Origin of the sequence: Falsiroseomonas selenitidurans, from assembly GCF_012103215.1 — a bacterium.
In the GTDB taxonomy this organism is placed as follows: Bacteria; Pseudomonadota; Alphaproteobacteria; order Acetobacterales; family Acetobacteraceae; genus Falsiroseomonas; species Falsiroseomonas selenitidurans.
In genome coordinates this window covers 1-23557 of the sequence record NZ_JAAVNE010000036.1, presented here as the reverse complement: position 1 = coordinate 23557, position 23557 = coordinate 1, and the positions used below count along the sequence as shown (strand labels likewise).

23 protein-coding genes are annotated in these 23557 nt (G+C 71.2%); 12 read left to right on the top strand and 11 right to left on the bottom strand.

Annotated features, from left to right (window positions below):
* Positions 1-101 precede the first annotated feature (101 nt).
* Positions 102-707: a hypothetical protein gene (locus HEQ75_RS19245; RefSeq protein WP_168033729.1), complete on the bottom strand. Its 606-nt coding sequence runs from the start codon at positions 705-707 to the stop codon at positions 102-104.
* 213 nt (positions 708-920) lie between these two features.
* On the opposite strand from HEQ75_RS19245, the gene HEQ75_RS19240 reads away from it, so the two are divergent.
* The 4 genes from HEQ75_RS19240 to HEQ75_RS19225 all read left to right on the top strand — a co-directional run bounded on the left by HEQ75_RS19240 (position 921) and on the right by HEQ75_RS19225 (position 3717).
* Positions 921-1175 carry a DUF4212 domain-containing protein gene (locus HEQ75_RS19240; protein WP_328734436.1) on the top strand — a complete coding sequence of 85 codons (255 nt, stop codon included), beginning with the start codon at positions 921-923 and terminating at the stop codon, positions 1173-1175.
* A gap of 1 nt (position 1176) precedes the next feature.
* Positions 1177-2964 (top strand): sodium:solute symporter family protein, encoded by a 1788-nt coding sequence (locus HEQ75_RS19235; RefSeq protein ID WP_168033725.1) that lies wholly within the window; start codon positions 1177-1179, stop codon positions 2962-2964.
* 110 nt (positions 2965-3074) lie between these two features.
* Positions 3075-3389: a YggT family protein gene (locus HEQ75_RS19230; protein ID WP_168033723.1), complete on the top strand. Its 315-nt coding sequence runs from the start codon at positions 3075-3077 to the stop codon at positions 3387-3389.
* A gap of 37 nt (positions 3390-3426) precedes the next feature.
* A complete protein-coding gene (locus HEQ75_RS19225) occupies positions 3427-3717 on the top strand; it encodes a hypothetical protein (RefSeq protein WP_168033721.1) in 291 nt (96 codons plus the stop codon).
* Between the two features lie 283 nt (positions 3718-4000).
* Here the strand turns inward: HEQ75_RS19225 and HEQ75_RS19220 are convergent, their stop codons facing one another.
* Positions 4001-4621 carry a Tat pathway signal protein gene (locus HEQ75_RS19220; protein ID WP_168033719.1) on the bottom strand — a complete coding sequence of 207 codons (621 nt, stop codon included), beginning with the start codon at positions 4619-4621 and terminating at the stop codon, positions 4001-4003.
* 159 nt (positions 4622-4780) lie between these two features.
* Here HEQ75_RS19220 and HEQ75_RS19215 point away from each other — a divergent pair, with 159 nt between their 5' ends.
* Both HEQ75_RS19215 and HEQ75_RS19210 read left to right on the top strand, forming a co-directional pair.
* Positions 4781-6487: a tetratricopeptide repeat protein gene (locus HEQ75_RS19215; protein ID WP_168033717.1), complete on the top strand. Its 1707-nt coding sequence runs from the start codon at positions 4781-4783 to the stop codon at positions 6485-6487.
* A gap of 1 nt (position 6488) precedes the next feature.
* Positions 6489-7340 (top strand): 4-(cytidine 5'-diphospho)-2-C-methyl-D-erythritol kinase, encoded by an 852-nt coding sequence (locus tag HEQ75_RS19210; RefSeq protein WP_168033715.1) that lies wholly within the window; start codon positions 6489-6491, stop codon positions 7338-7340.
* On the opposite strand, the gene HEQ75_RS19205 is transcribed toward HEQ75_RS19210, so the two are convergent.
* Positions 7318-8487 carry a pyridoxal phosphate-dependent aminotransferase gene (locus HEQ75_RS19205; RefSeq protein WP_168033713.1) on the bottom strand — a complete coding sequence of 390 codons (1170 nt, stop codon included), beginning with the start codon at positions 8485-8487 and terminating at the stop codon, positions 7318-7320. The genes HEQ75_RS19210 and HEQ75_RS19205 overlap by 23 nt on opposite strands.
* On the bottom strand, positions 8487-9980 hold the full coding sequence (locus HEQ75_RS28840; protein ID WP_168033711.1) for a gamma-glutamyltransferase: 1494 nt from the start codon (positions 9978-9980) through the stop codon (positions 8487-8489). Before HEQ75_RS28840 ends, HEQ75_RS19205 begins: the two co-directional genes overlap by 1 nt.
* Between HEQ75_RS28840 and HEQ75_RS19195 the strand changes: the two genes are divergently transcribed.
* From HEQ75_RS19195 to HEQ75_RS19175, 5 genes are all read left to right on the top strand, one after another.
* Positions 9946-11322: a M48 family metalloprotease gene (locus HEQ75_RS19195; protein ID WP_168033709.1), complete on the top strand. Its 1377-nt coding sequence runs from the start codon at positions 9946-9948 to the stop codon at positions 11320-11322. The two genes, HEQ75_RS28840 and HEQ75_RS19195, sit on opposite strands and share 35 nt — an antisense overlap.
* 8 nt (positions 11323-11330) lie before the next feature.
* Positions 11331-12080 (top strand): DsbA family protein, encoded by a 750-nt coding sequence (locus tag HEQ75_RS19190; protein ID WP_168033707.1) that lies wholly within the window; start codon positions 11331-11333, stop codon positions 12078-12080.
* Between the two features lie 91 nt (positions 12081-12171).
* Positions 12172-13134, top strand: a complete 963-nt coding sequence (locus HEQ75_RS19185) for a Bug family tripartite tricarboxylate transporter substrate binding protein (RefSeq protein ID WP_168033705.1) — start codon at positions 12172-12174, stop codon at positions 13132-13134.
* An 88-nt stretch (positions 13135-13222) separates the two neighbouring features.
* Complete coding sequence (gene argE / locus HEQ75_RS19180) at positions 13223-14383, top strand: acetylornithine deacetylase (RefSeq protein ID WP_168033703.1); 1161 nt, start codon at positions 13223-13225, stop codon at positions 14381-14383.
* Complete coding sequence (locus HEQ75_RS19175; RefSeq protein ID WP_235961967.1) at positions 14380-15357, top strand: M14 family metallopeptidase; 978 nt, start codon at positions 14380-14382, stop codon at positions 15355-15357. The genes argE and HEQ75_RS19175 overlap by 4 nt, the downstream gene beginning before the upstream one ends.
* A 3-nt stretch (positions 15358-15360) precedes the next feature.
* On the opposite strand, the gene HEQ75_RS19170 is transcribed toward HEQ75_RS19175, so the two are convergent.
* From HEQ75_RS19170 to HEQ75_RS19150, 5 genes are all read right to left on the bottom strand, one after another.
* Positions 15361-15570, bottom strand: a complete 210-nt coding sequence (locus HEQ75_RS19170) for a hypothetical protein (protein ID WP_168033701.1) — start codon at positions 15568-15570, stop codon at positions 15361-15363.
* 29 nt (positions 15571-15599) lie between these two features.
* Positions 15600-16649, bottom strand: a complete 1050-nt coding sequence (locus HEQ75_RS19165; protein ID WP_168033699.1) for a dienelactone hydrolase family protein — start codon at positions 16647-16649, stop codon at positions 15600-15602.
* An 86-nt stretch (positions 16650-16735) separates the two neighbouring features.
* Positions 16736-17956: a multidrug effflux MFS transporter gene (locus HEQ75_RS19160; RefSeq protein ID WP_168033697.1), complete on the bottom strand. Its 1221-nt coding sequence runs from the start codon at positions 17954-17956 to the stop codon at positions 16736-16738.
* A 32-nt stretch (positions 17957-17988) separates the two neighbouring features.
* The gene (locus HEQ75_RS19155) at positions 17989-18852 is read right to left on the bottom strand and encodes a TIGR01459 family HAD-type hydrolase (RefSeq protein ID WP_168033695.1); all 864 of its coding nucleotides are present in this window, start codon (positions 18850-18852) and stop codon (positions 17989-17991) included.
* On the bottom strand, positions 18849-19916 hold the full coding sequence (locus HEQ75_RS19150; protein ID WP_168033693.1) for a quinone-dependent dihydroorotate dehydrogenase: 1068 nt from the start codon (positions 19914-19916) through the stop codon (positions 18849-18851). The genes HEQ75_RS19155 and HEQ75_RS19150 overlap by 4 nt, the downstream gene beginning before the upstream one ends.
* A 137-nt stretch (positions 19917-20053) precedes the next feature.
* Between HEQ75_RS19150 and HEQ75_RS19145 the strand changes: the two genes are divergently transcribed.
* Positions 20054-20911 (top strand): DMT family transporter, encoded by an 858-nt coding sequence (locus HEQ75_RS19145; protein WP_328734428.1) that lies wholly within the window; start codon positions 20054-20056, stop codon positions 20909-20911.
* Positions 20912-20937: 26 nt separating this feature from the next.
* On the opposite strand, the gene HEQ75_RS19140 is transcribed toward HEQ75_RS19145, so the two are convergent.
* Both HEQ75_RS19140 and HEQ75_RS19135 read right to left on the bottom strand, forming a co-directional pair.
* Positions 20938-21597, bottom strand: a complete 660-nt coding sequence (locus HEQ75_RS19140; RefSeq protein WP_168033691.1) for an MBL fold metallo-hydrolase — start codon at positions 21595-21597, stop codon at positions 20938-20940.
* 40 nt (positions 21598-21637) lie between these two features.
* The coding region (locus HEQ75_RS19135) for an AAA family ATPase (RefSeq protein WP_209318649.1) at positions 21638-23557 on the bottom strand (1920 nt) is incomplete at its 5' end.

The window sequence follows — 23557 nt, the reverse complement described above, 5'->3', positions numbered from 1 at the left end:
GCCGCTGTCCTGCATCCCTGGCTCGCCCTTCTGCTGTGTTTCCTGCCCGGCTTGGCCGCCGGGCCCGGCGCCCCGGCCGGAGCTTGCCACCGCGCGGCGCCTCAGGCCAGCAGCCGCGCGGCGAGCGGCGCCGGATCGAACAGCTTCTCCATCCGCTGCTGCGCGGCCACCAGGTGGAAGCGCAGGGCGCCGCGGATTGCCGGCGTTTCCCCCCGCCGCTGGTCCGGGTGGATGGGCAGGGTGGCGAGCAGCGGCGCCTCCACCCGCATCGCCCGCCGGTCCGCCGGCACCGGGGGCGCGGCTTGCTGGCGGGTGAGCCAGTCGGGCAGTTCCGCCTTCACCGCCGCCAGCGTCTCCCGCTCCGCCTCCGGCACCGGGGCGGCGTCCAGGAATCCGGCGGCGAGGCCGGCCAGGCGCAAGGCGAGTTGCGGTTCGGCGCCGGCGGCATGCGGGCGCAGCCAGCCTTCCGCCAGCGCCAGCACGTCCAGCGTGCTGCCGGCGAAGCTCTGCCAGCGGCAATGCGCCAGGGCGGCGCGGAAATCCGGGTCCTCCAGCAGCGCGCGTTCGCCCCGCCCGGCCTTCACCTTGCAGTAGTCCAGCGCCGGCTTCTGGCCGAGGAAGGCGGCTTCGCCGGCCAGGAAGTCCCCGAAGGTGGTCGGATCGGCGCTGCGGGGGCGATGAAAGTGGCGGCTGAGCCACGAAAGCATTGCGGTTGGGCTCCTGGTTCAGCAACGATATTGCGTGACGCTTTCGGGACGTGATAGCCGGAAAGCAAAGCGGAATTCACCAACCGGCAAGCCGATCGCGCGGGCCGGACATGGTGGGACAGCAGCCGGGCCAAGCCGGCGGATTGGGTGGGGAGAAACAGGATGCCTCTCGTCGAGGACGGAAAGATACCGCGCGGGGCCAGTTCGGCCACCGTGGACAAGGCCACGGGCGAAGCCTACTGGGCACGCACCTCCGGCCTGATGTGGACCATGCTGGCGATCTGGGCGGTGGCAGGCTTCGGCGTCCACCTCTTCGCCACCAGCCTGAACACCATCACGGTGTTCGGCTTTCCGCTGGGCTTCTACATGGCCGCCCAGGGCAGCCTGATCATCTTCGTCGTGTCGCTGTTCTGGTTCGCCCGGAAGCAGAACGCCATCGACGAGGAATTCGGCGTGGAGGAGGAATAAGATGTCCGATTCCCCCAAGGCCCAGTCGGGCGACTTCCTTTCCAACCTCGGCAAGATCTATGGCTGGTACACGGGCGGCTTCGCCGCCTTCGTGCTGGTGCTGGCGGTGCTGGAGCAGGTGGGCGTCCCCAACCGCATCATCGGCTACCTCTTCGTCTTCCTGACCATCGGCGTCTACGCGCTGATCGGCTACCTGTCGCGCACCGCGCAGGTCTCGGAATACTACGTGGCGGGTCGAAGGGTGCCCGCGCTCTACAACGGCATGGCGACGGGCTCGGACTGGATGTCCGCCGCCTCCTTCATCGGCATGGCCGGCACGCTGTACCTGCAGGGCTATGACGGCCTGGCCTTCGTGCTGGGCTGGACCGGCGGCTATGTGCTGGTGGCCATCCTGCTCGCGCCCTATCTGCGCAAATTCGGCGCCTATACGGTGCCGGACTTCCTCGGCGCGCGCTACGGCGGCAACCTGGCGCGGCTGGCCGGCGTGATCGTGCTGATGTCGGCGTCCTTCACCTATGTGGTGGCGCAGATCTTCGGCACCGGCATCATCGCCTCCCGCTTCCTTGGCATCTCCTTCGAGCTGTCGGTCTTCGTCGGCCTCGCCGGCATCCTGGTGTGTTCCATGCTGGGCGGCATGCGCGCCGTCACCTGGACCCAGGTGGCGCAGTACATCATCCTGATCATCGCCTACCTGCTGCCGGTGGTGCTGCTGTCCGCCAAGGTCACCGGCGTGCCGGTGCCGCAGCTGATGTACGGCCAGGCGCTGGAACAGATCGAGGCGCTGCGCGCGACGAAGGAGGCGCTGGCCGGTGCGCCGTCGCACATCACGCCCTTCATCAATTCGGACCCGATCAACTTCTTCGGGCTGATCTTCTGCCTGATGCTCGGCACCGCGTCGCTGCCGCACATCCTGATGCGCTACTTCACCACGCCTTCCGTGCGCGATGCGCGGCAATCCGTGGCGTGGAGCCTGTTCTTCATCTTCCTGCTGTACTTCACGGCGCCGGCCTATGCCGCCTTCGCCAAGCTGGAAGTCTTCACCAACGTCATCGGCGCGCCGATCGCCAGCCTGCCGGAATGGGTCAGCATCTGGACCAATATCGGCCTGGTGCGGGTGACGGATGCGAATGCGGACGGCATCCTGCAGTTCCGCGAATTCGTCATCAACGCGGACGCCATCGTGCTGGCGACGCCCGAGATCGCCGGCCTGCCCTATGTCATCGCGGGGCTGGTCGCGGCCGGCGGCCTGGCCGCGGCGCTGTCCACCGCGGACGGGCTGCTGCTGGCCATCGCCAATGCGCTGAGCCACGACATCTACTACCGGATGATCGACCCGCAGGCGGATTCCAAGCGCCGCCTCGTGGTGGCGCGCGTGCTGCTGATCGTGGTGGCGCTGGTGGCCGCCTGGGTGGCCAGCACGAGGCCGGCGGGCATCCTGGCCATGGTGGCCTGGGCCTTCTCGATCGCCGCATCCGGGCTGTTCCCGGCGCTGGTGATGGGCGTCTGGTGGAAACGCACCACCTCGGCCGGCGCGGTGGCCGGCATGGTGGTCGGCTATGGCGTCTGCCTGTTCTACCTCATCGGCACCCAGTACATGGGCATGCCGCTGTGGTTCGGCATCCGCAACATCTCCTGCGGCCTGTTCGGCATCCCGGCCGCCTTCCTCACCACCTTCGTGGTCAGCCTGATGACCCAGGCGCCCTCGCAGGCGATGCAGGACTTCATCGACAGCATCCGCACCCCGCGCGGCGGCGTGCGGATGGTCTCCGGCGAGAAGGTTCTGGACTGATCCTTCGCCGGCGTGCCTGAAACGGGCGGGGTGCCGGAGGGTGCCCCGCCCGATTCGCGTCCGAACCCGACGCGTGTCCGCGCCAGATCCGCTTCCAGCCCAGGGGCCGCATGGACCAGCCGCATTTCATCTTCGGCCACCTGCCCTTCTGGCTGGTGACCTATTCCCTGGCCGTGGTGGGCTGGACGCTGTTCGGGCGCTTCCTGATGCAGTTCTTCGTGCCGCCGGACAGCCGCCTGTATATCTGGCGCTTCTTTCGGCTGCTGACGGATTGGGCGGTGCGCGCCGCCGCCTTCCTGGTGCCGCGCTATGTGGCGCAGACCTGGCTGCCGCTGGTCGCCGCCTTCTGGATCTTCACCTTCCGCCTGGCCTTCGGCATCACCATGCTGGCGGCCGGGCTGGCGCCGCGGCTGGCGCCGCCATGAGGATCGCCCCCATGAGGCCGCGTGGGAGTGACGGCGCATGAGCCCGCAGACCCTGTTCCTGGTGACGATGTCCGCCAGCCTGCTGAACGGCATGGTCAGCCCCGCCACCGGCCTGGTCTTCGGCCTGTGGCCGCTGTGGTACCCGCAGGTGGTCACCCCGGTGCAGGAACTGATCTACTACGGCGCCAGCCTGATCGTGGCGACGGCGACGCTGCTGAGCGCCGCCATCCCGGCCGCCATCGCCGAGCGCCTGGGCGCCGGCCCGGTCGCCACCATGGGCTTCTGGGCCGGTGGCGCCGCGCTGCTGCTGCTGCTCGGGGTGGCCTGAAGCGGGCGGCGGCCTGCTCCAGCATTGCCAGGTCAGGCGGGATCGCCTGACGAGTCGGAAGATGCGGGGGGCCAGACAGAGCGAGCCCGATCCGCGCCTCCCCCGGCGCGGATCGGCCCTGGAAGTCCATGATTCGAGAGCAAGACATGCGTTCAGATGATTCCCCCTGAACGCGAAGTGCTGGAGCATTTGCAAGTCTTGCGGCTTCGCAAGGCGCCTCGGAAAATGCGCCAAGACAATAAGCTAGAGCGGTTTCACCGTCTTCGCTTGCGGTGAAACGGCTCTAGCGCCAGACGAAGTTGTTCAGGTGGCAGGTTTCCTGCCGCCGGCGCTCAACGGCCTGGCCGTTCATGTAGACCACCCGCATATCCACGGCGCAGGTCACGCCGGCGGGCAGCCGCACTGCGATCTGCTGGCGTGGCCCCAGCACCTGCGTGCCCAGCCGGTCCGGCCCCCAGCCGCCATCGGTGGAGAGCGAGACATACAGCTCGCGGATCGTGCTGCCGGTGCCGTTGACGAAGTTGAAGGACGGGTTGGCCGCCACCGGCCGCGCCGGGGCCACCTGCGCGCCGGCCCCGCCGCCGCCGCCGCCGAACACGATCCGGCTGATGCTGCACGCATTGACCTGCATGCGGGAGGATTCGCCGCCACCCTGGAAGGTGACGCGGACATCCAGGACGCAGTCGCCGAAATGCGGTGTCACCCACACCCTTTCGCCGCGCGGCAGCACCGAGGTGCCGAGGATGTCCGGCCCCCAGTCGGAGACGCGGGAGGCGGAGACATAGGCACGCTCGATCGTCCGGCCGGTTTCGTTGATCAGCCAGAATCGGTTCTGCGCCTGCGCCGAGCCGGCGGCCACGAGGCCGGCAAGCAGCGCGAACAGGGCAAGGGCGTGGCGACGCATCGGATCGGCTCCTGGATTTCCTCTCAAGCGCTGGAATGTAACAGCGGCGTCCCTGACCGCTGGATGAAAGCCATGTCACTTTGTTGCGCCCTGTTGCGATGCTGCGCTGCGGCCACGGCGTCCTGGCGGTGCGCCGCGATCGCCTGCTAGGCTCCCGCCATGACATGGTCCGTCCCGCCCCGCCGCGCGCTGCTGCTCGCGGCCGCCCTGCTCTCCGGTTGCGCCGCCGCCGGCACGCCGAGCCCCGGCCTCCAAGGTATCGCGCGCGCCGAGAGCGTCTTCGGCACCTACCTCTCGGGCCGCTTCGCCCAATCCGAGACGGATACCGAAGCCGCCGCGGACCGGCTGCTGGAAGCCCTGCGCCGCGACCCGGATGAGCCGGAGGTGCTGAACCGCGCCTTCGCCGCCGCCCTGCTGGACGGGCGGGCGGAAGCGCAGCGCCTGGCCCGCCGCCTGCCGCAGAACCAGGCCGCCGCGCTGCTGCTGGTGGGCAGCGAGGCGCTGGCCGGCCGCTGGGCGCAGGCGGAACAGCGGGTGCGCGCCCTGCCGCGCCAGGGGCCGGCGCAGCTGCTGCAGCCGCTGCTGCTGGCCTGGGTGCAGCAGGGGCTGGGCCAGACCGACGCGGCCCTGGCCACGCTGCGTCCCCTGGCCGAGGCCGGACGGTTGCGCGGCCTGCACGCGCTGCACATGGCATTGATCGCCGACCTCGCCGGCCGACCGCGGGAGGCGGAGCGCGCCATGCGCACCGCGCTGGCGGAAACGCCGGAGCCGACGCTGCGCCTGCTGCAACTGGCCACCGCCGTGCTGGCCCGCAGCGGCCGGGACGCGGAGGCGATGCGGCTGGTGGATGGCCTGTCGCGTGGCCTGTCCGACTATGCGCTGGCCGCCGGCACAGAAGCGGCACGCCGCGCGCTGCTGGAAGCCCGCAGCGTCGCCTCCCCGGTGGAGGGGATCGCGGAGGCCTATCACGCGCTGGCCGCCGCGCTGCGACCGCAGGGCGCCAATGATGCCGCGCTGATCCTGGCGCGGCTGGCACTGCGGCTGCGCCCGGATTTCGGCCCCACCCTGCTGCTGATCGCCGAGAACTACGCCGAGGAACGCCACCCCGAATCGGCGCTGCGTGTGCTGGGCCAGGTGCCGCCGGGCGATGCGCTGGCGCCGGTGGTGGCATTGCGCCGGGCGGCGCTGTTCGACCGCATGGACCGCGTCCCGGAAGCCGAGCAGGCGCTGCGCGGGCTGGCCGAGGCCCTGCCCGCCGCGCCGCAGCCCCTGGTGCGCCTGGGCGACCTGTTCCGCGCCCGCAGCCGCTTCCCCGAAGCCGTCACCGCCTATGACCAGGCCGCCGCGCGCATCCCGGAGGCGCGGTCGAGCGATTGGCCGTTGTTCTACGCCCGCGGCATCGCGAATGAGCGCGCCGGCAACTGGCCACGGGCCGAGGCCGATTTCCAGCGGGCGCTGGAACTGGCCCCGGAACAGCCCTACGTCATGAACTACCTGGCCTATACCTGGGTCGAGCAGGGCCGCGACCTGCCGGCGGCGCGGCGGATGCTGGAACGCGCGGTGGAGCTGCGGCCGAACGACGGCAACATCGTCGACAGCCTCGGCTGGGCGCTGTTCCGCATGGGCGACATCCCCGGCGCGATCCGCTGGCTGGAACGCGCGGTGGAGCTGGAGCCGCGCAATTCGGTCATCAACGACCATTTGGGCGATGCCTATTGGCGCGCCGGCCGGCAGCAGGAAGCCCGCTTCCAATGGTCCCGTGCCCTGGGGCTGGAGCCGGAGCCGGACGATCTGGCGAAGATCACCGCCAAGCTGCGCGACGGACTGCCCGAATCGCCGGCCGCGACGGCACAGCGCACCGACTGACATGGCGGATGCGGGCTTCGCCCCGGCGAAGGTGAACCTGTATCTGCGCGTCACCGGGCAACGCGCGGATGGCTACCACCTGCTGGACAGCCTGGCGGTCTTCGCCGGGGTGGGGGACCGGGTCTCGGCGGCGCCGGCGGTGGCGCTGACCCTGGCGCTGCGCGGGCCGGAAGCGGCCGCCCTGGGGGCGGAGCCGGACAATCTGGTGCTGCGCGCGGCGCGCGCCCTGGCGGAGGCCGTCGGCGTGGCGCCGGCGGCGGCGCTGGTGCTGGACAAGCGCCTGCCGGTAGCCTCCGGCATCGGCGGCGGCTCGGCCGACGCGGCGGCGGCGCTGCGGGTGCTGGCCGCGCTTTGGGGCGCGCAGGTGGACCCCGCCACGGTGGCGGCCGGGCTGGGGGCGGATGTGCCGGTCTGCCTCGCCAGCCGGCCGATGCGCATGCAGGGAATCGGGGAGGTGCTGTCGCTGGTGCCGCCGCTGCCGCGATGCGGCCTGCTGCTGGCCAATCCGCGCCTGGCCCTGGCCACGCCGGCGGTGTTCCGGGCACGGCAGGGCGGCTTTTCTGCGCCCGCGCCGGCGCCCCCCGCCTGGCCGGATGCCGCCGCGCTGGCCGATTGGCTGCGGCCGCTGGGCAACGACCTCGAGGCGGCGGCCATCGGCCTGTGCCCGCCCGTGGCGACCGTTCTGGAAGCCATCGCCGCCCTTCCGGGCTGCCTGCTGGCCCGCATGAGCGGCTCCGGCGCCACCTGCTTCGGCCTGTTCGCCGACGCCAACCGGGCCGAGGCCGCGGCGGCTGCGCTGCCCGCCGCCTGGTGGCGCTGGGGCGGCGGCCTCAGCGGCGCAGCCAGGCCCTGAGCCGGGCCGGGGCCTGCACCACTTCCGCCTCCGCCCCGCAATAGCTGAAGCGCAGGAAGCGGTGGCCGCGCTCGCGGTCGAAATCCACGCCGGGGGTGGCGGCGATGTCGGCGCCTGCCAGCATCCCGGCGCAGAAGGCCAGGCTGTCATTGGTCAGGTGGCCGATGTCGCACCACAAATAGAAGGCGCCATCGGCCGCGGCGACGCGGTCGAACCCCGCCCCTGGCAGGCCTTCCAGCAGGGCGGCGCGGGCGCGGCGGTAGCCCTCTTTCCGCTCCTCCAGTTCCACGCCGCAGTCGAAGGCGGCCTCGGCGGCGAGCTGGGCGATGTGGGGCGCGCTGATGAACAGGTTCTGCGCCAGGCATTCCACCGGCCGGCACAGATCCTCCGGCAGCACCAGCCAGCCGATCCGCCAGCCGGTCATGGAGAAATACTTGGAGAAGCTGTTCACCACGATGGCGCTGTCGCTGAAGGCCGCGGCGGTGCTCTCCGCCACCGTGCCCCAGGACAGCCCGTGATAGATCTCGTCGGAGACCAGCCGCACCCCCTGCGCATGGCACCAGCGGGCAATGGCGGACAATTCCGCCGGCGCCAGCATGGTGCCGGCCGGGTTGCAGGGGCTGGCGACGATCAGCCCGTCCGGCAGCGGGTCCAGCTTTTCCAGCATCGCCAGAGTCGGCTGGAAGCGGGTGGTGGCGTCGCAGGGCAGCAGCACCGGCTGCATGCCCAAAGCGGTCAGGATGTTGGCATAGGGCGGGTAGAAGGGGGCGGCCATGGCCACCCGGTCGCCGGCATCGAAGGCGGCCAGGAAGGCCAGGGGGAAGGCGCCGGAGGCCCCCACCGTCACCGCGATGCGCGAAGCCGGCACCGCCACGCCATAGGTCGACCGGTAGTGGTCGGCGATGCGGGCGCGCAGGCCGGGCAGGCCGAAGGCCTCCGTATAGCCCATCGGCCGGTCTTCCCGCAGCGCGCGGATGGCGGCTTCGGCCGCGCCGCGCGGGGCGCCGCCGCCGGGCTGGCCGACCTCCATCCGCAGCACCCCGGGCGCGCCGGGGGGTAGGGTGGCGGCGCGCGCATTGGCGGCCGCGATCACGTCCATCACCAGGAAGGGCGGTGCCGCCGCCCCCCGTCCGGTCTTGAGCGCCATCAGCGATCCACGGCGCCCAGCGCCAGGCCGGCGCCGCGCGGGTCCGTCACCACCTGGCAGCTGGCGGCGTCGCCCGGCAGGTAGCGCGGGCAGGCCACCATCTGGCTGCGCCCGGGCTCCGGCACCGCGGCCACCGCCTCCGTCACCGGGGCGCCGGCCACCAGGCGGGACAGCGGCAGGGCGACCGCCATCGGCGCAGCCTGCTGGCCACTGCCGCTGACGGCCGCGCGGAAGGCGCGGATGTTCGGGCTGTGGATGAGGCCGGCGGACAGCAGCGCCGGCTGCACCCGGCCGAGCCCCGGCGCCGCGGCCAGCAGCACGCCGGTGCCGGGCGCCACGCGGCCGGTGCCGAACAGGTTGTTCATGGTGAAGACGCAGGTCACCGCCATGCCGTCCCGGTCCAGCGCCACCAGCCCGGCGGACGCCGGCAGCAGGCCCGGATCGCCGGCTGGCAGGTCGGTGGCCGCCAGGATGGCCATGGGCGCCCCGCCGCGGGCGCGCCAAGCGGCCGCCACGGAAGCGGCGCGTGCCGCCGCGGCATCAGGCGCCGCGCGGCCCTGCAGCGCGGTGAAGGCGGCTGCCGCGGCCAGCCCGCCATCGGCCGGCGGCGGCAGGAAGCTGGCGATATCGTTGCCCACCGAGACCTGCACCGGCTCCATCACCCGCGGCACCGCTTCGCGCAGTTCCTCCACCGTCAGCATGCCGCCGGCGGCGCGGGAGGTTTCCTCCAGCCGCCGGGCGAGCCCGCCCTGGTGCAGGTCGCCGACGCCGGCGGTGCGGAGCGTGGCGAGGGTCGCCCCCAGATCCGGCTGCACCAGCCGGTCTCCGGCGCGCAGCGGCTGGCCGCCGGGGCCGGCGAAGATCGCCGCGGCGGCGGGGTCCGCCAGCAGCGGCGCGGCGACCACGGCAAGGTCTGCGGCGAGCGCGCGGCTGACTTCCGTGCCGAAGCGCGCTGCCTGTTCGGCGGGGGCGATCAATTCCTCGAAATTCCGGCGCCCCGCGCGGGCGTGCAGGGCGAAGAGGCCGCGCGCCATCAGCGGCACGGCAGCCGGGCGGTCGGCCCCGGCCGGGGCGCCGCTGCGCGGGCCGGGCGGGAAGACGATGGCCTCCACCGCATTGCGCACCGGCACATAGACGAGGCAGGCGCCGCCGCCGCCGAGCCCGGCACGGGACGGCTGGGTGACGCTCATCATCAGGGCCGCCGCCACCACGGCGTCAGCGGCGGAGCCGCCGCGCGTCAGCACCTCGCGCCCGGCCAGCACGGCGCGCGGGTCGGACCCGGCGACGCCGCCCAGGAAGCCGCGGACGAAGCCCTCCTCCCCGGCCTGCGGGCCTTCCGTGCCCGCCAGCCCGCCGCAGCCGGGCAGGGCCAGGGCCAGCAACAGGGCCAGCCGCCGGGCCGGCCGGTTACACGCCCAAGGGTGGGAGGCGCGCGCCGATCGCGCTAGGCTGCCGCGCATGGCCCCGAACACCGCCACCAAGCTGGTCGTCATCCTGGTCGTCCTCGCCTTCCTCGTCGCGCTGGTCGCCCCGGGACGGGCCGTGGCGCAGTCCGCGCCGCAGCGGATCGTCACCATCCGGGACGCGGAGACCGAAAACCTGGTCCGTCGCCTGTCACACCCGCTGTTCCGGACGGCGGGCGTCGATCCCGGACTGGTTCGGATCACGCTGATCCAGAACCGCGCCATAAACGCCTTCGTCAGCACCGGCAACCGGCTGTTCATCCACACCGGCCTGATCCAGCAATCCGGTACGGTGCGGGAGCTGGTCGGCGTGCTGGCGCATGAGACCGGCCACATCGCCGGCGGCCACCTGGCCCGGCTGCCGGAGGAGATGCGCGCGGCCATGCTGCGCTCCGTCGCCGCCATGCTGCTGGGCGGCGTCGCCGCCGCCGCATCCGGCCAGTCCGGCGCGCTGGCGGCGGGCATGCTGGGCGGCCAGGCCAGCGCGATGGGGGAATTCTACGCCTTCACCCGCAGCCAGGAGCAATCGGCCGACCAGGCGGCGGTGACCTATCTGGACCGGCTCGGCTGGTCCTCCCGCGGCATGGAGGCGCTGCTGGAGAAGCTGCTGGATCAGGAACTGCTCGTCGTCGGCCGGCAGGACCCGTATTTCCGCACCCACCCGCTGTCGCGCGACCGGCTGGAATTCGCCCGGGAACATATCGCGCGATCCCGCTTCGCGGATGCGCCGATGCCGCCGGGCTTCGATTCGGCCTTCGCCATGGTGCGCGCCAAGCTGGACGGCTTCATCGATGCGCCCGCCAGCACCTGGCGCCGCTACCCGCCCAGCGATACCTCCGCCCCCGCGCGCTATGCCCGCACCATCGCGCAGTTCCGCTCCGGCCGCATTCCGCTGGCGGTGCAGATGATCGACGGGCTGCTGGCGGAGGACCCGAACAGCCCCTGGCTGAACGAGTTGAAGGGCCAGATCCTGTTCGAGGGCCATCGCCCGGCGGAGGCGCTCGCCCCCTATGCCCGCGCCAGCCGCCTGGCGCCGGATGAGCCGCTGATCCGCCTTTCCTACGCCCGGGTGCTGATCGAGCTCGGCCAGCCGGCGCAGCTGCGCCAGGCGGTGGCGGAGCTGGAGGCGACGCTGGCCCGCGAACGCGAAAGCCCCTTCGTCTGGCGGCAGATGGCGATCGCCCAGGGCCGCCTGGGCAACCTGCCGCAGGCCGACCTGGCGCTGGCGGAGGAAGCCCTGCTGCTGGGCAATGCCCGCACCGCCCGCCTGCTGGCCCGCCGCGCGGAGGAAGCGCTGCCCGCCGGGCCGCAGCGCCTGCGCGCCCAGGACCTGCGCAACGCCGCCGCGCCCGAGAACCTGCCCAGCCGATGAGGATTCCCATGCCCCGACCTTGGCGCCGCCGCGCGCTGCTGCTGGCGCTCACCCTGGTGCCGGCGCTCGGCTCCGCCGCCCTGGCGCAGGGCTTCACCCCGGCGCAGCGGGCCGAGATCATCGAGATCCTGCGCCAGGCGCTGCGCGAAGACCCCACCATCCTGCGGGACGCGATCGGCGGGCTGGAACAGGCGGAGCAGGCGGCGCGGGCGGAAGCGCAGCGCCAGGCCATCGTCAGCCAGGCCGATGCGCTGTTCCGCGACCCGGCGGACCCGGTGAAGGGCAACCCGGAGGGCGACCTGACGGTGGTGGAGTTCTTCGACGCGCGCTGCGGCTACTGCAAGCAGCTGCACCCGACGATGGAGGCGCTGCTGCGCCGCGACCGCAACCTGCGCGTGGTGATGAAGGACCTGCCGATCCTGGGCCCGGCCAGCGTGGTGGCGACGCGCGCCCTGCTCGCCGCCCAGCGCCAGGGCCGCTATGGGCCCTTCTACGACGCGCTGATGGCGCTGCGGGTGGAGCCGACGGAGGCCGTGCTGCGCCAGCAGGCGGAACGCGTCGGGCTGGACTGGGCAAGGCTGCGCCGGGACATGGCCGATCCGGCGCTGCAGGCGCGGATCGAGGCCAATCTGCGGCTGGCCCAGGCGCTGGGGGTGGACGGCACGCCGGCGCTGGTGATCGGCCGCACGCTGGTGCCCGGCGCGGTGGACCTGCCGACGCTGGAGCGGCTGGTGGCGGAGGCGCGCGCCGGGCGGTGAAGGCGGCCCCCGCCGGGGCATGTCGGCCTTGACCGCCTCCCCGGGCCTGCGCGAGCGTCTCGGCGCGTCCAGGAACCGGGAAAACAACGCCATGTCCGTGCTGCGCCGTCACGCCCTCGCCCTTGCAACGCTGCTGGCCATGCCGCTGGCCACGATTGGCGCCGCCCTGGCGCAGGAAAACTACCCCACCCGCCCCATCCAGCTGGTGGTTCCCTATCCGCCCGGCGGCAATACCGACCTGATGGCGCGCGCCCTGCAGCCGGAACTCTCCCGCGCCCTGGGGCAGACCGTGGTCATCGTCAACCGCGGCGGCGCGGCCGGGACCATCGGGGATGCGGCCGTCGCCCGCGCGGCGGCGGATGGCTACACGATCGGCATGTCGCCGAACAACCCGCTGACGGCGCAGCCGCACCTGCAGCAGCTGTCCTATGCCCTGGACAGCTTCCGCTTCCTCTGCCTGGTCTATGACAACCCGCAGGTGCTGGTGGCCGGCCGCGGCGCGCCGTTCCAGGATTTCGCCGGCATGATCGCCCATGCGAAATCGGGGCGGGAGGCGCTGGTCTATGGCTCCCCCGGCCAGGGCAGCACGCAGCATATCCTGATGGCGGCGCTGCTGAAGGCGGCGGGCGTGGATGGCCTGCACGTGCCCTTCACCGGCGCCGGGCCGATGGCCACCGCCGCGCTGGGCGGGCAGATCCAGGCCTTCGTTGAAAGCCCCTCCATCCCCACCAACAACAACCTGCCCATGCTGGCGGTGTTCGGCCGGGACCGCATGGCCGCCCTGCCGCAGGTGCCGACGGTGGCGGAGCTCGGCCACCCGATCGAGGGCAGTTCCGCCGGCGGGCTGGTCGGCCCGGCCGGGATGCCGGACGCCGCGGCCGCGACGCTGGAGCGCGCCTGCGCCACCGCGGTGGCCAGCGACAGCTTCCGCCTGGCGGCGGAGCGGCTGAACGCGGTGCCGCGCTATCTGCCCGGCGCCGCCTTCCAGGCCCGCTTCGCCGCGGAGAGCACCATGAACCGCACCGTGCTGCGGGAGCTGGGGCTGGCCCAGTAGCAGCGGGCCCGGCGTTACGCTCTGCGGCACCACCGCGAGTTGCCCTGTTGCGGCCACCGTATAAAGTGGTCGTCGGGGGACTTTACGCATGGCGGCCGAGGCGGAAGCGGTCCGCTTGCTGGATCGGCTGGTGGGTTTCGATACCACCAGCGCGCGCAGCAACCTGGACCTTGTGCAGTTCGTGGAGCAGGCGCTCGCCAGCCATGGCGTGACCTGCCGGCGCGTGCCCGACCCCGGCGGGCAGAAGGCGGCGCTGCATGCCGTGATCGGCCCGGCGGTCGCCGGCGGCGTGGCGCTGTCCGCGCATGCGGATTGCGTGCCGGTGGAAGGCCAGGCGTGGCAGGCGGACCCCTTCGTGCTGCGCCGCGCCGCCGGGCGCCTGATCGGGCGCGGCACGGTGGACATGAAGGGCTTCTGGGCCTGCGTGATGGCCGCGGTGCCCGGGCTGCGGGCGAAGCAGCTGAAGCGGCCGGTGCATCTGTGCCTGTCCTTCGATGAGGAAACCACCTTCGCCGGCGCCCCGCTGCTGGTCGCCAGCCTGGGCGAGACGGGGCCGCCGCCGGCCTGGTGCATCGTCGGCGAGCCTTCCGGCATGGCGCCCGTGGTGGCGCACAAGGGCTATGCCTCCTGGGAGGTGACGGTGACGGGGCGCACCGGCCATTCCTCCCAGACCCACCGCACCGCCAATGCGCTGGAAGCGGCGGCGGAGGCGGTGGCGCTGCTGAAGCAGCTGGCCCGCCGCTACGCCGCCGAGGGCCGCCGGGCCGAAGGCTTCGAGCCGCCCTGGACCACCGTGCACACCGGCACCTTCCACGCCGGCAGCATCCTCAACATCGTGCCCGACCTGGCGGAATTCGTCTTCGAGGTGCGCAGCGTGCCGGGCGACCCGGCGGAGGCGGTGCGCGCGGCGGTGGAGGATCTGGCCCAGGGCACGCTGCTGCCGGCCTTGCGCGCCACCGCGCCGGAGGCCGAGTTCCGCATCCGCCGCCGCTGCGACGCGCCGCCGCTGGACCTGCCGGAGGCCTCGCCGCTGCTGGCCCTGGCGCGGGCGTGCGGCGCGGTAGGGGCGCCGGCGCGGGTGCCCTTCGCCACGGAAGCCGGGGTGTTCCAGCGCGCCGGCATCGCCACCCTGGTCTGCGGCCCGGGCCAGGTGGCGCAGGCGCACCAGCCGGAGGAATGGATCGCCGACTCCGAGATCGCCGCCTGCTGCGCCTTCCTGGACCGGCTCGGCGACAGGCTGGCGGCATGAGCGGCGACCGGGCCATGCCCGGCCGGCTGGCCGAGATCGGCCTGCCGCCGCTGGAGGTCCGGCTGCCGCGGCCGGAGGGCGGGCGCTGGCGCGCCGGCAATGGTGGCATCCCCGGCGCCTGGCACTTCGCCGGCGCCGAGCCCGGGCCGCATCTGATGGTCTCCGCCGGGGTGCATGGCAATGAGATCGCCGGGGCGCTGCTGCTGGAACGCTGGCTGCGGGACAGGGTGCGGCCGCGTCGCGGGCGGCTGACGCTGGTCTTCGCCAATCTGGCGGCGCTGGAGCGCTTCGACCCGGCGGACCCGACGGCCAGCCGCTTCGTGGACGAGGATCTCAACCGGGTCTGGGCGCCGACGCTGCTGGGCGGCGCCCGGCGCTCCACGGAACTGGACCGGGCGCGGGCGCTGCTGCCGCTGCTGGCGCAGGTGGATGTGCTGCTGGACCTGCATTCCATGCTGTGGCCCTCGGACCCGCTGTTCCTGTCCGGTCCCGGTGCGGCGTCCCGCGCCCTGGGGCAGGCGATCGGCACGCCGCCGCTGGTGGTGGCGGATGATGGCCATGCGGCGGGCATGCGGATGATCGACCACGGCCATTTCGGCGCCGAGGCCGCCGCCCTGCTGCTGGAAGCCGGGCCGCATTGGCAGCCGGAGACGCTGGTGCAGATGGAGCAGGCCGCCGCCCGGCTGCTGCGGCACCTCGGCATGGCGGAGGAAGCCGCGGCCCTGCCGCCGGATGCGCCCTTGCCGCCGGGACGGCTGGCGCGGGTGACGCGCACGGTGACGGCGACCACCAGCGCCTTCGCCTTCCTGCGCGACTACCGCGGCGGCGAGGTGATCCCCCGCCGCAACACGCTGATCGCCCTGGATGGGGAGGCGGAGGTGCGCACCCCGCATGACGACTGCCTGCTGGTGATGCCGAGCCCGCACGCGATGCGCGGGCACACCGCGGTGCGGCTGGCGCGGTTCGAGGGGTAGGGGCTACCGCCCACTCGCCTTGTGCGTCCCCACATTCTCGTTCCACTCCACCGGCAGCCCGTCCCAGCTCATCAGGGGCTTGCCGGGCCACTTCCGGCGCAGGAACACGCGAAAACCATCCGCCGTCGCTTCGACGTAGCCGGATTTCCCATCATTCAGCCGCAGGTGCTGCGCCAGCGCCTCGGCCTGGTCCTGCATGTAGCGGTCGCCCATTGCCGGCTCTCCCTGATCGTCCCACCCGCCTACCGCGCCAGCAGATGCGCCCGTACCGCCGCCGTCACCTCCGCCACCGCGCCCGCCAGCGCCGTCGCGTCGCCGCCGAAGGTGGCGCCGTATTCCATGCAGGCGCGCAGCGTGGCGCCGATGGCCTCGGCCGGCAGTGGCGTGCCGTCGCGCCGCGCGGCGCCCGCCGGTTCCAGGTGCAGGTCCAGGTCGCAGGCGCGGGCGGATTGCGCGCGGGGCAGGAAGCGCGGTGGCGTCGGCAGGTCGAAGCCGTGATGCGCGCCGGGGAACACCACCTGGCGCACCGGGGCACCACGCGCCGCGAACCAGTCCGCGTAGCGGGCGCAGGGCGCGGCCGGGGTGTAGTCATCCGCCCCGCCCAGCAGGAAGACCACCGGCGCGCCGGTCACCGCCGGGGCGAAATAGGGGATGGAGCAGGAGGCATAGAGCGCGATGTGCAGCGCATAGCGCGCCCCGCCGGCCCCGCGCGCGAAGGGCTCCAGCGCCGTGTACAGCGCCATCTGCCCGCCCTTGGAGAAGCCGATGATGCCGATTCGCGCCGCATCGATGCGCGGATCGGCCGCCAGGAAGGCCAGCGCCGCGACATGGTCGGCGATGCTGGCGGCCAGCGGCAGGCGGGACTGGTCGTCACCCGTCGCCGCCACCCCGCGGGGGCCGAAACTGTCCACCACCAGCGTCGCCAGGCCCAGCGCCTGCAGACGGGCGGCCCAGTCGACCTCCCGCCCCGGCAGGATGCCGCCGCTGCCATGGGCGATGACCATGGCAGGCAAGGGGCCCGTGGCACCCGCCGGCACCGTCAGCCAGGCACGGATGGTGGCCGGTGCGCCTTCCCCGGCCAGCAGGGCGCTGGGGCCGGAGGGGGTGCGGCTGGGGAAGCTGACGGGCTCGCCCGGCACCACCGGGCGCTCCGCCAGGCTGCGGCGCTGCTGCGCCGGCACCCGGCGTGCGGGCTCCGGCTGCGCCAGCGCCGGCGCGGCCAGCAGAAGCGCCAGCAGCAGGGCCAGGGCGCGGCGCATCGCGTCATGCCCGGCGCAGGAAGGTTTCACCATGATGGCCCCCACATGACGGGCAGGCCGCGTCCCCGCCCCTTGGCTTCGCGGCACGGGCCGCGGCTCGGAACCTTGGGCGCCACGTCTCAGCCGCCCGAGGCGCGGCGGGCCCCGCGCAGCGCCATGAAGCAGCCCACCCCCGTCGCCGCCATGGTGAGGGAGGTGCCGAGCCCGCTGCCATATTCCACCAGCCCGACCACGAAGGTCAGCAGCGCGCCGAAGCCCATCTGCAACGCGCCCACCAGGGCGGAGGCGGTGCCAGCCAGTTGCGGCTTGGCGCTCAGCGCACCGGCGATGGCGTTGGGCTGCGTCATGCCATTGCCCACCGCCACCGCCGCCATGGGCACGAAGAACACCAGGATGTGCGGCGGGAAGGCCGCCATGGCGATGGCCGCCCCCACCGCGCCCAGCGTGGTGACGGAGGTGCCGACCACCAGCATGCGCAGGATGCCGAGCCGCGCCGAAAGCCGCCCGGCCAGCCAGTTGCCGCCGGCGAAGAACACGGAGATGGCGGCGAAGGCAAAGGCGAACTGCACCGGCGAATAGCCCATGCCCTGCACCACCACATAGGGCGCGCCGCCGAGGAAGGCGAAGAAGATGCCGGTGGCGCAGGCGGTCAGCGCGGTATAGGCGCGGAAGGCCGGCACCGCCCACAGGCTGCGATAGGCGCCCCAGATGGCGGACAGGCCGGGCAGGCTCTGCGGCACCGCCAGCGTCTCCGGCAGCCGCAGCCAGGCCACCAGCGCCAGCGGCAGGCCGAAGGCCAGGCAGGCCCACATGCTGGTGCGCCAGCCGAAGGCCTGTTCCAGCACGCTGCCCAGGATCGGCGCCAGCATCGGCGCGATGGTCATGCCCATGGTGACGTAGCCCAGCACGCTGGCCGCCTGGTCGCGCGGCCAGACGTCGCGGATCACGGCACGGGTCAGCACCACCCCGGCGCAGGCCCCGACCGCCTGCGCCACCCGCGCCGCCACCAGCGCGCCGATGCCCCCCGCCAGCGCCGCCGCCAGCGAAGCCAGCGCATACAGCGCGAGCCCGCCCATCAGCAGCGGCCGCCGCCCGAAGCGGTCCGACAGCGGGCCATAGACCAGCTGCCCGGCGCCGACCCCCAGCAGGTACAGCGTGACGGTCAGCTGCACCATCGCCGTGCTGGCGCCGAGGTCCCGCCCCATGGCGGGCAGGGAGGGCACCAGCACCTGCATGGTGAAGGGGCCGATGGCGATCATCGCCACCAGCAGCCAGATCGGCGGCCGCAGGGCGGGCGGGCGCGGCAGGCCGGCGGTGCCGGGGGCGGGTTGGGGCTTCACGGGGTGGGAGTGTAGGCCCGGCCCCGCCCCGCCTACCAGCGCAGGCCCATCAGCGCGGCGACGGGCCGCACGCCCTCGGCCGCCGCCACCGCCGCCAGCCGCACCGGGTCCGGGCTTTCGCCATGCGCGTGCGCGGCGAGACCGGTCAGCGCCCAGACCGCATCGATGCCGGCGGCCTGGGCGCCGGCGAGGTCCGTGTGCGGGCTGTCGCCGATGGCCACCACGCGGGCGCGGTCCGTCAGGCCGAGCAGTTCCAGCACCGGCGGGTAGCAATCCGGGTCCGGCTTGCCGATCTCGATCGCCTGCGGCCCGCCGAGGTCCCGGTACAGGTCGGCCAGCGCCCCGGCGCAGATCACCCGCTCATCGCCCACCATCACATGCCGGTCCGGATTGACGCAGAGCATCGGCAGGCGCCGCGCCGCGCAGGCTTCCAGCGCCGGGCGGTAGGGCTCGATGTCATGGTTGCCGCGCGCCGGCTCCGGCCCCGTGTTCAGCACGAAGTCGGCCTCATCTGCCGTCCGCACCAGCACCACATCGGTGTCCGCCGGCACGGAGAGGTCGCGTTCCGGGCCGATATGCAGCGCCTTGACGCCCAGCGCCCGGAAATCCGCGCGCTCGCGGTGCTTCAGGTGGCGCCAGGCGATCTCGCCGGAGGTCATGGTGCCGTCCCACAGCGCCCGGTCCAGGCCCATCCCCGTCAGCAGCGCATCCACCACGAAGGACCGGCGCGGCGCGTTGGAGAGGAAGGCGATGCGCTTGCCCTGCGCCTTCAGCCGGCCCAGCGCCTCCGCGACACCCGGGTAGGGGCGGCGGCCATCATGCACCACGCCCCAGAGGTCCAGGATGAAGCCATCATAATCCGCCGCCAGCGCGGCGACACCGTCCAGAACCTTCATTGCGCATCCACCCCCACGGCCTCTGAAACATGGCGGAAGCCATCGCGCCGCAGCGCCGCCGCCAATTCCCGCTTGAGGCGCGGGATCAGCGCCGGCCCGTCATAGGCGAAGGCGGCATAGAGCTGCACCAGCGCGGCGCCGGCGCGGATCTTCTCCAGCGCATCGGCGCCCGAACCGACGCCGCCGCAGCCGATGAGCGTGAGGCCGCGGCCGCGCGCCAGCCGCGCCACGCGCTTCAGCATCTCGGTCGAGGGTGCGCGCAGCGGCGGGCCGGAAAGCCCGCCGGCCTGGGATTTCTGCGCCGAGCGCAGCGGCGCCGGCCGGGCGATGGTGGTGTTGGAGACGATCAGCCCCTGCATCCCCTGGGTCACCACCGCCTCCACCACCGGCTCCACCGCACCCTGGGAGAGGTCGGGGGCGATCTTCACCAGGATGGGCGGGCGCGGGCCGGCCAGGCCGTCACGGGTCTCGGCCAGCGCCGCCAGGATGTCCCGCAGCATCGCCTCCCCCTGCAGGTCGCGCAGGCCGGGCGTGTTGGGGGAGGAGACGTTGATCGCGACATAGGCGGCATGCGGCGCGACGGCGGCATAGAGCGCCGGATAATCCCGCAGCGGCGCCGCATTGTCCTTGTTGATGGCGATGTTCACGCCCAGCACCGCCGGCCGCGCGGCCGGCAGCTGCGCCAGCCGCGCCAGGAAGGGCGCCAGGCCGGCATTGTTCATGCCCATCCGGTTGATCACCGCCCGGTCCTCCACCAGCCGGAACAGGCGGGGCTTCGGGTTGCCGAATTGCGGGCGGGGGGTGACGGAGCCGGCTTCCACGAAGCCGAAGCCCAGCCGCATCAGCGGCGCCACGGCGACCGCCGATTTGTCGAAGCCGGCGGCGAGGCCGATGGGGTTGCGGAAATCGAGGCCCAGCGCACGGGTGGCCAGCAGCGGGTCGTCCGCGCTGCGGTCCGCCCCGGCCAGGCCGAAGCGAAGCGCGCGCAGCGCGAGGTCATGCGCACGTTCGGGGTCCATGCCGCGGATCAGCGGCATCAGCACGGAGGCGAGTTGCGGGGTCATGGCGCGGCGGCTTGTGCCTGCAATGCGCGCCGAGGGGAAGCGTGCAGCGCACAATTCGGCCATCGGTCGCCGAAGCCGAGATTGCCAGCGATGCGGCGCGGCGCCACAACCCGCGCCTTAACCGGGGGAGGGATGATGTGCGCGGTCCCGCGCTGATGCTGGCCGGGATCGGCCTGTTCGGATTGCTGGACGCGAACAACAAGCTGCTGTCCGCCGGGCATCCGGTGTGGCAGGTGCTGCTGGTGCGCTTCGCGGCGCTGCTGCTGGCGGTGTGGCTGGCGCGGCGGATCTGGCCCGGCTGGGGCGGCCCGCTGACCACGCGCTTCCCGCGGCTGCACGCCCTTCGTGCCGTGGTGATGCTGGGCAGCGCCATCTGCTTCTTCCAGGCCTTCTCCCGCCTGCCGCTGGCGGAGGGCTACCTGGTGTTCTTCACCTCCCCCTTCCTGGTGCTGCTGCTGTCCGCCTGGCTGCTGGGGGAACGGCCGCGCCCCGCCGCCTGGGCCTGGTGCGCGGTGGGCTTCGGCGGCGTGGCGCTGGGGCTGGCGCCGGGGCTGGCCGGGGCCGCGGGCGGGCCGCTGCTGGGCTACGCCTACGCGCTGGGCGGCACGCTGTGCTATTCCGCCGTCTTCATCCTGAACCGCAAGCTGCGGGGGGAGCCGGGGATCGGCCGCGTGCTGGTCTGGCCATCCCTGCTCGGGCTGGCGGTGATGGCGGTGCCGGGGGTGGCGAGCTGGACGGCGCCCACCGCGCTGTCCCTGGCGCAGATGCTGGGCAACGGGCTGCTGGTGGGGGCGGCGACGGTGGCCCTGGCCGAGGCCTTCCGCCATGCGGATGCGGCGCGGCTGGCGCCCTTCGGCTATTCCGGGCTGGTGTGGAGCCTGGGCTGGGATTTTCTCATCTGGGGGCTGGTGCCCGGCGGGCCGATGCTGGCCGGCGCCGCGCTGGTGGTCTTCGCCTGCATCATGAGCGAACGCGCTGCCACCCGCCCCGCCTGACGGCCCCTGGGGGCGGGGGGCCGGCGCTACCCCTTCAGAAACGGGTTCCCCTTCCGCTCCGCCCCGAAGGTGGACCCCGGCCCATGGCCGCAGAGGAAGCGCATCTCATCCCCCAGCGGCAGCAGCTTGGTGGCGATGGCGTGGATCAGCGCCGCATGGTCGCCATAGGGGAAATCCGTGCGGCCGATGGAGCCGCGGAACAGCACATCCCCCACCACCGCGAAGCCGAGCGCCTGGCTGACGAAGACCACATGGCCGGGCGCATGGCCCGGGCAATGCAGCACGCCGAAGGGCTGGCCGGCGATGGAGACCACCTCCCCTTCCTCCAGGAAGCGGTCGGGCGCGGCATCGGCCAGGCCCTCGATGCCGTATTGCCGGGCCTGGGCGGCGATGCCCGAGAGCAGGAATTCATCATCCCGATGCGGGCCGAGGAGCGGCACCGGCGCGCCCTGGCTTGCCGCAAGCGCCGCCCGCAACGCCTCCGCCCCGCCGGCATGGTCCAGATGGCCATGGGTGAGCAGGATGTTGTCCACGGTGATGCCGGCCTTGGCGATGGCGGCGAGGAGGCGCGGCGCCTCGCCACCCGGGTCGATGACCGTGCCGCGCAGGGTCTCGGCATCCCAGATCAGGGCGCAGTTCTGCTGGAAGGGGGTGACGGGGATCTGGGCGGCTTGGAGCTTGGGCATGGGGGGGAGTGGTGGAGGGGGGAGAGGGCGGTCGTCAATCCTAAAGAAGCTCATGTCCTGGCAACGGAGCGAGCGACACGATTGATTTGTTGCCTTGAGTCGGACCTGGGGGCAATTTTCCCTCACAGATCGATGAAACCAAGTTTATAAATACGATTACATCTTCAGGGATTTCTTGCCGTTCCATATTTCGGGCAATGTCGGTGCTTGAAATATCGAAGACGTGCTTGATTGATCGCTCCGATTCCTGCATTATTTCTTTGCCCCGCGCATCAAGCATTGACGCGGCAACATCGCGCGAGGTAAAGTTTTCAGGTACAAATAGCCCATGTTCAGCCATGAATTTTTCAACTGCTGCGACGCTGCATCCTGCTGCGCGTGCGATAGCTGTCGGCGAAAGCAGGTAATTCTCAATATGACGGCGCCGCCAAACTCGGAAATAGATCGAGTCTTGCGGTGAATTTATTGATTTGTCGCGCAAAGTCTCTTTGTCGACAGAGTTCGGACTTTCGTCGTCCCGATCTCGCAAGCTAACTGCAACTAGATCCGGAATTTCAGCTTTCAGTTGAATGAACAATTGTTTGCGGTCCTTGTTGCTTGCGGTGTATGGCCATATTATGACGTTTTGCGGCCATTTCACGCCGAGCTTCTCCGCCCAAATCGTCAAGAGCCGCGCGTCGCTCTCGGCTTCAACAATAAGCATTTTTTTGTGTCGACGAAGTGGATCAATTTTGGGGGCATAGTCACTCCCAAGCCCTATGAACAGGTCGATTTTTTGTGTGTCACGGTTCAAATATTTCGCTGTGCCGCCCCTAAACTGCAATATTTTCGCATGTTCTGCCGTGCGAAGTATTTCTGTGCTGTGAGTCGCAAGAAGAATCTGCTTGCCATTCTTCTGCGCTATATCTTCCAAGGTTTCAACCAACCGCGCTTGAAGGGCAGGATGCAGATGCGCATCTGGTTCATCCAAGAGCAGCGTGCTGTTGCTGGGGCTGAGCGCCAAGACGTAGACACTCAGCCATTGTAAAAAGCCGCTGCCTTCCGCCATTAAATCTCGCGAGTTATACGCGGGAATTCGTTTAATTTTATTGTCATCTAGAGTTACCTTCGTGCAGCTAACTTTAATGTAAGTGTGAAAAATATCGTTAAATGGTTCTACGTTAAGTTGAAGGTTAAAATTAGTAGAAAGTGCGGTCTGGAGGATTTCCCAGGGATCGGACTGCCGGAGCCGTGCAAGATCAGAGTTCTTAATTTTTGACCGCCCGATTTTCAGTTTATCCCGCTCGGATAGATTATCTTGATGCATATCATGAAGAAGATTTCGTATGATTCCGCCTGCCAGACCGCGCCCGATCATGGCCCGGCGCTCTGCGCCCGACATTTTGTTTTCGCGGCTAGTAATGCCGGCGAATGGCGGTAGATAGGCAACTGACGGCAAAGCGTCACTGGCGGTTAGATTTGAGGCAGTCGGCTTTATAAAAAGCCTATCGTTGGTCAGCGCGAGTGCGAGTCTAAGATGGCGTTCTTCTTTGTTTGGATTGAGCCATCGACATTCTACTGACAATGAATATCCATCATCCGGTATTTGGCTCTTTAGATTGGTCCAAAGGTGCTTCAAACTTGCAAGAGCTATCGGTGAAAACTCATCGTCGGCAAGACCAAGACCTTGTCCGCCGTAGCCTGTCAGAAGGCTCTTGATGCCACGTTCATTTTCAAGAACCGATCGACAAAAATCCCAAACAGCAACAGCTTGTAGCAAAGTCGATTTGCCAGAATTATTGCCCCCTGCCAGATACGATATCCCGGGGCTATGCAATTTAACCACTGTATTCGTAAATTTCTTGAAGCGGATTAGTCTAATACGCCCGGCGTCCTGCAGTGACTCATGAGTGTTCCCACGGTCACGGCGAGTGTGATTCGCTGTCCTTCGTGCTTGGCGAGGGGGCGGCAATGGTGGCGG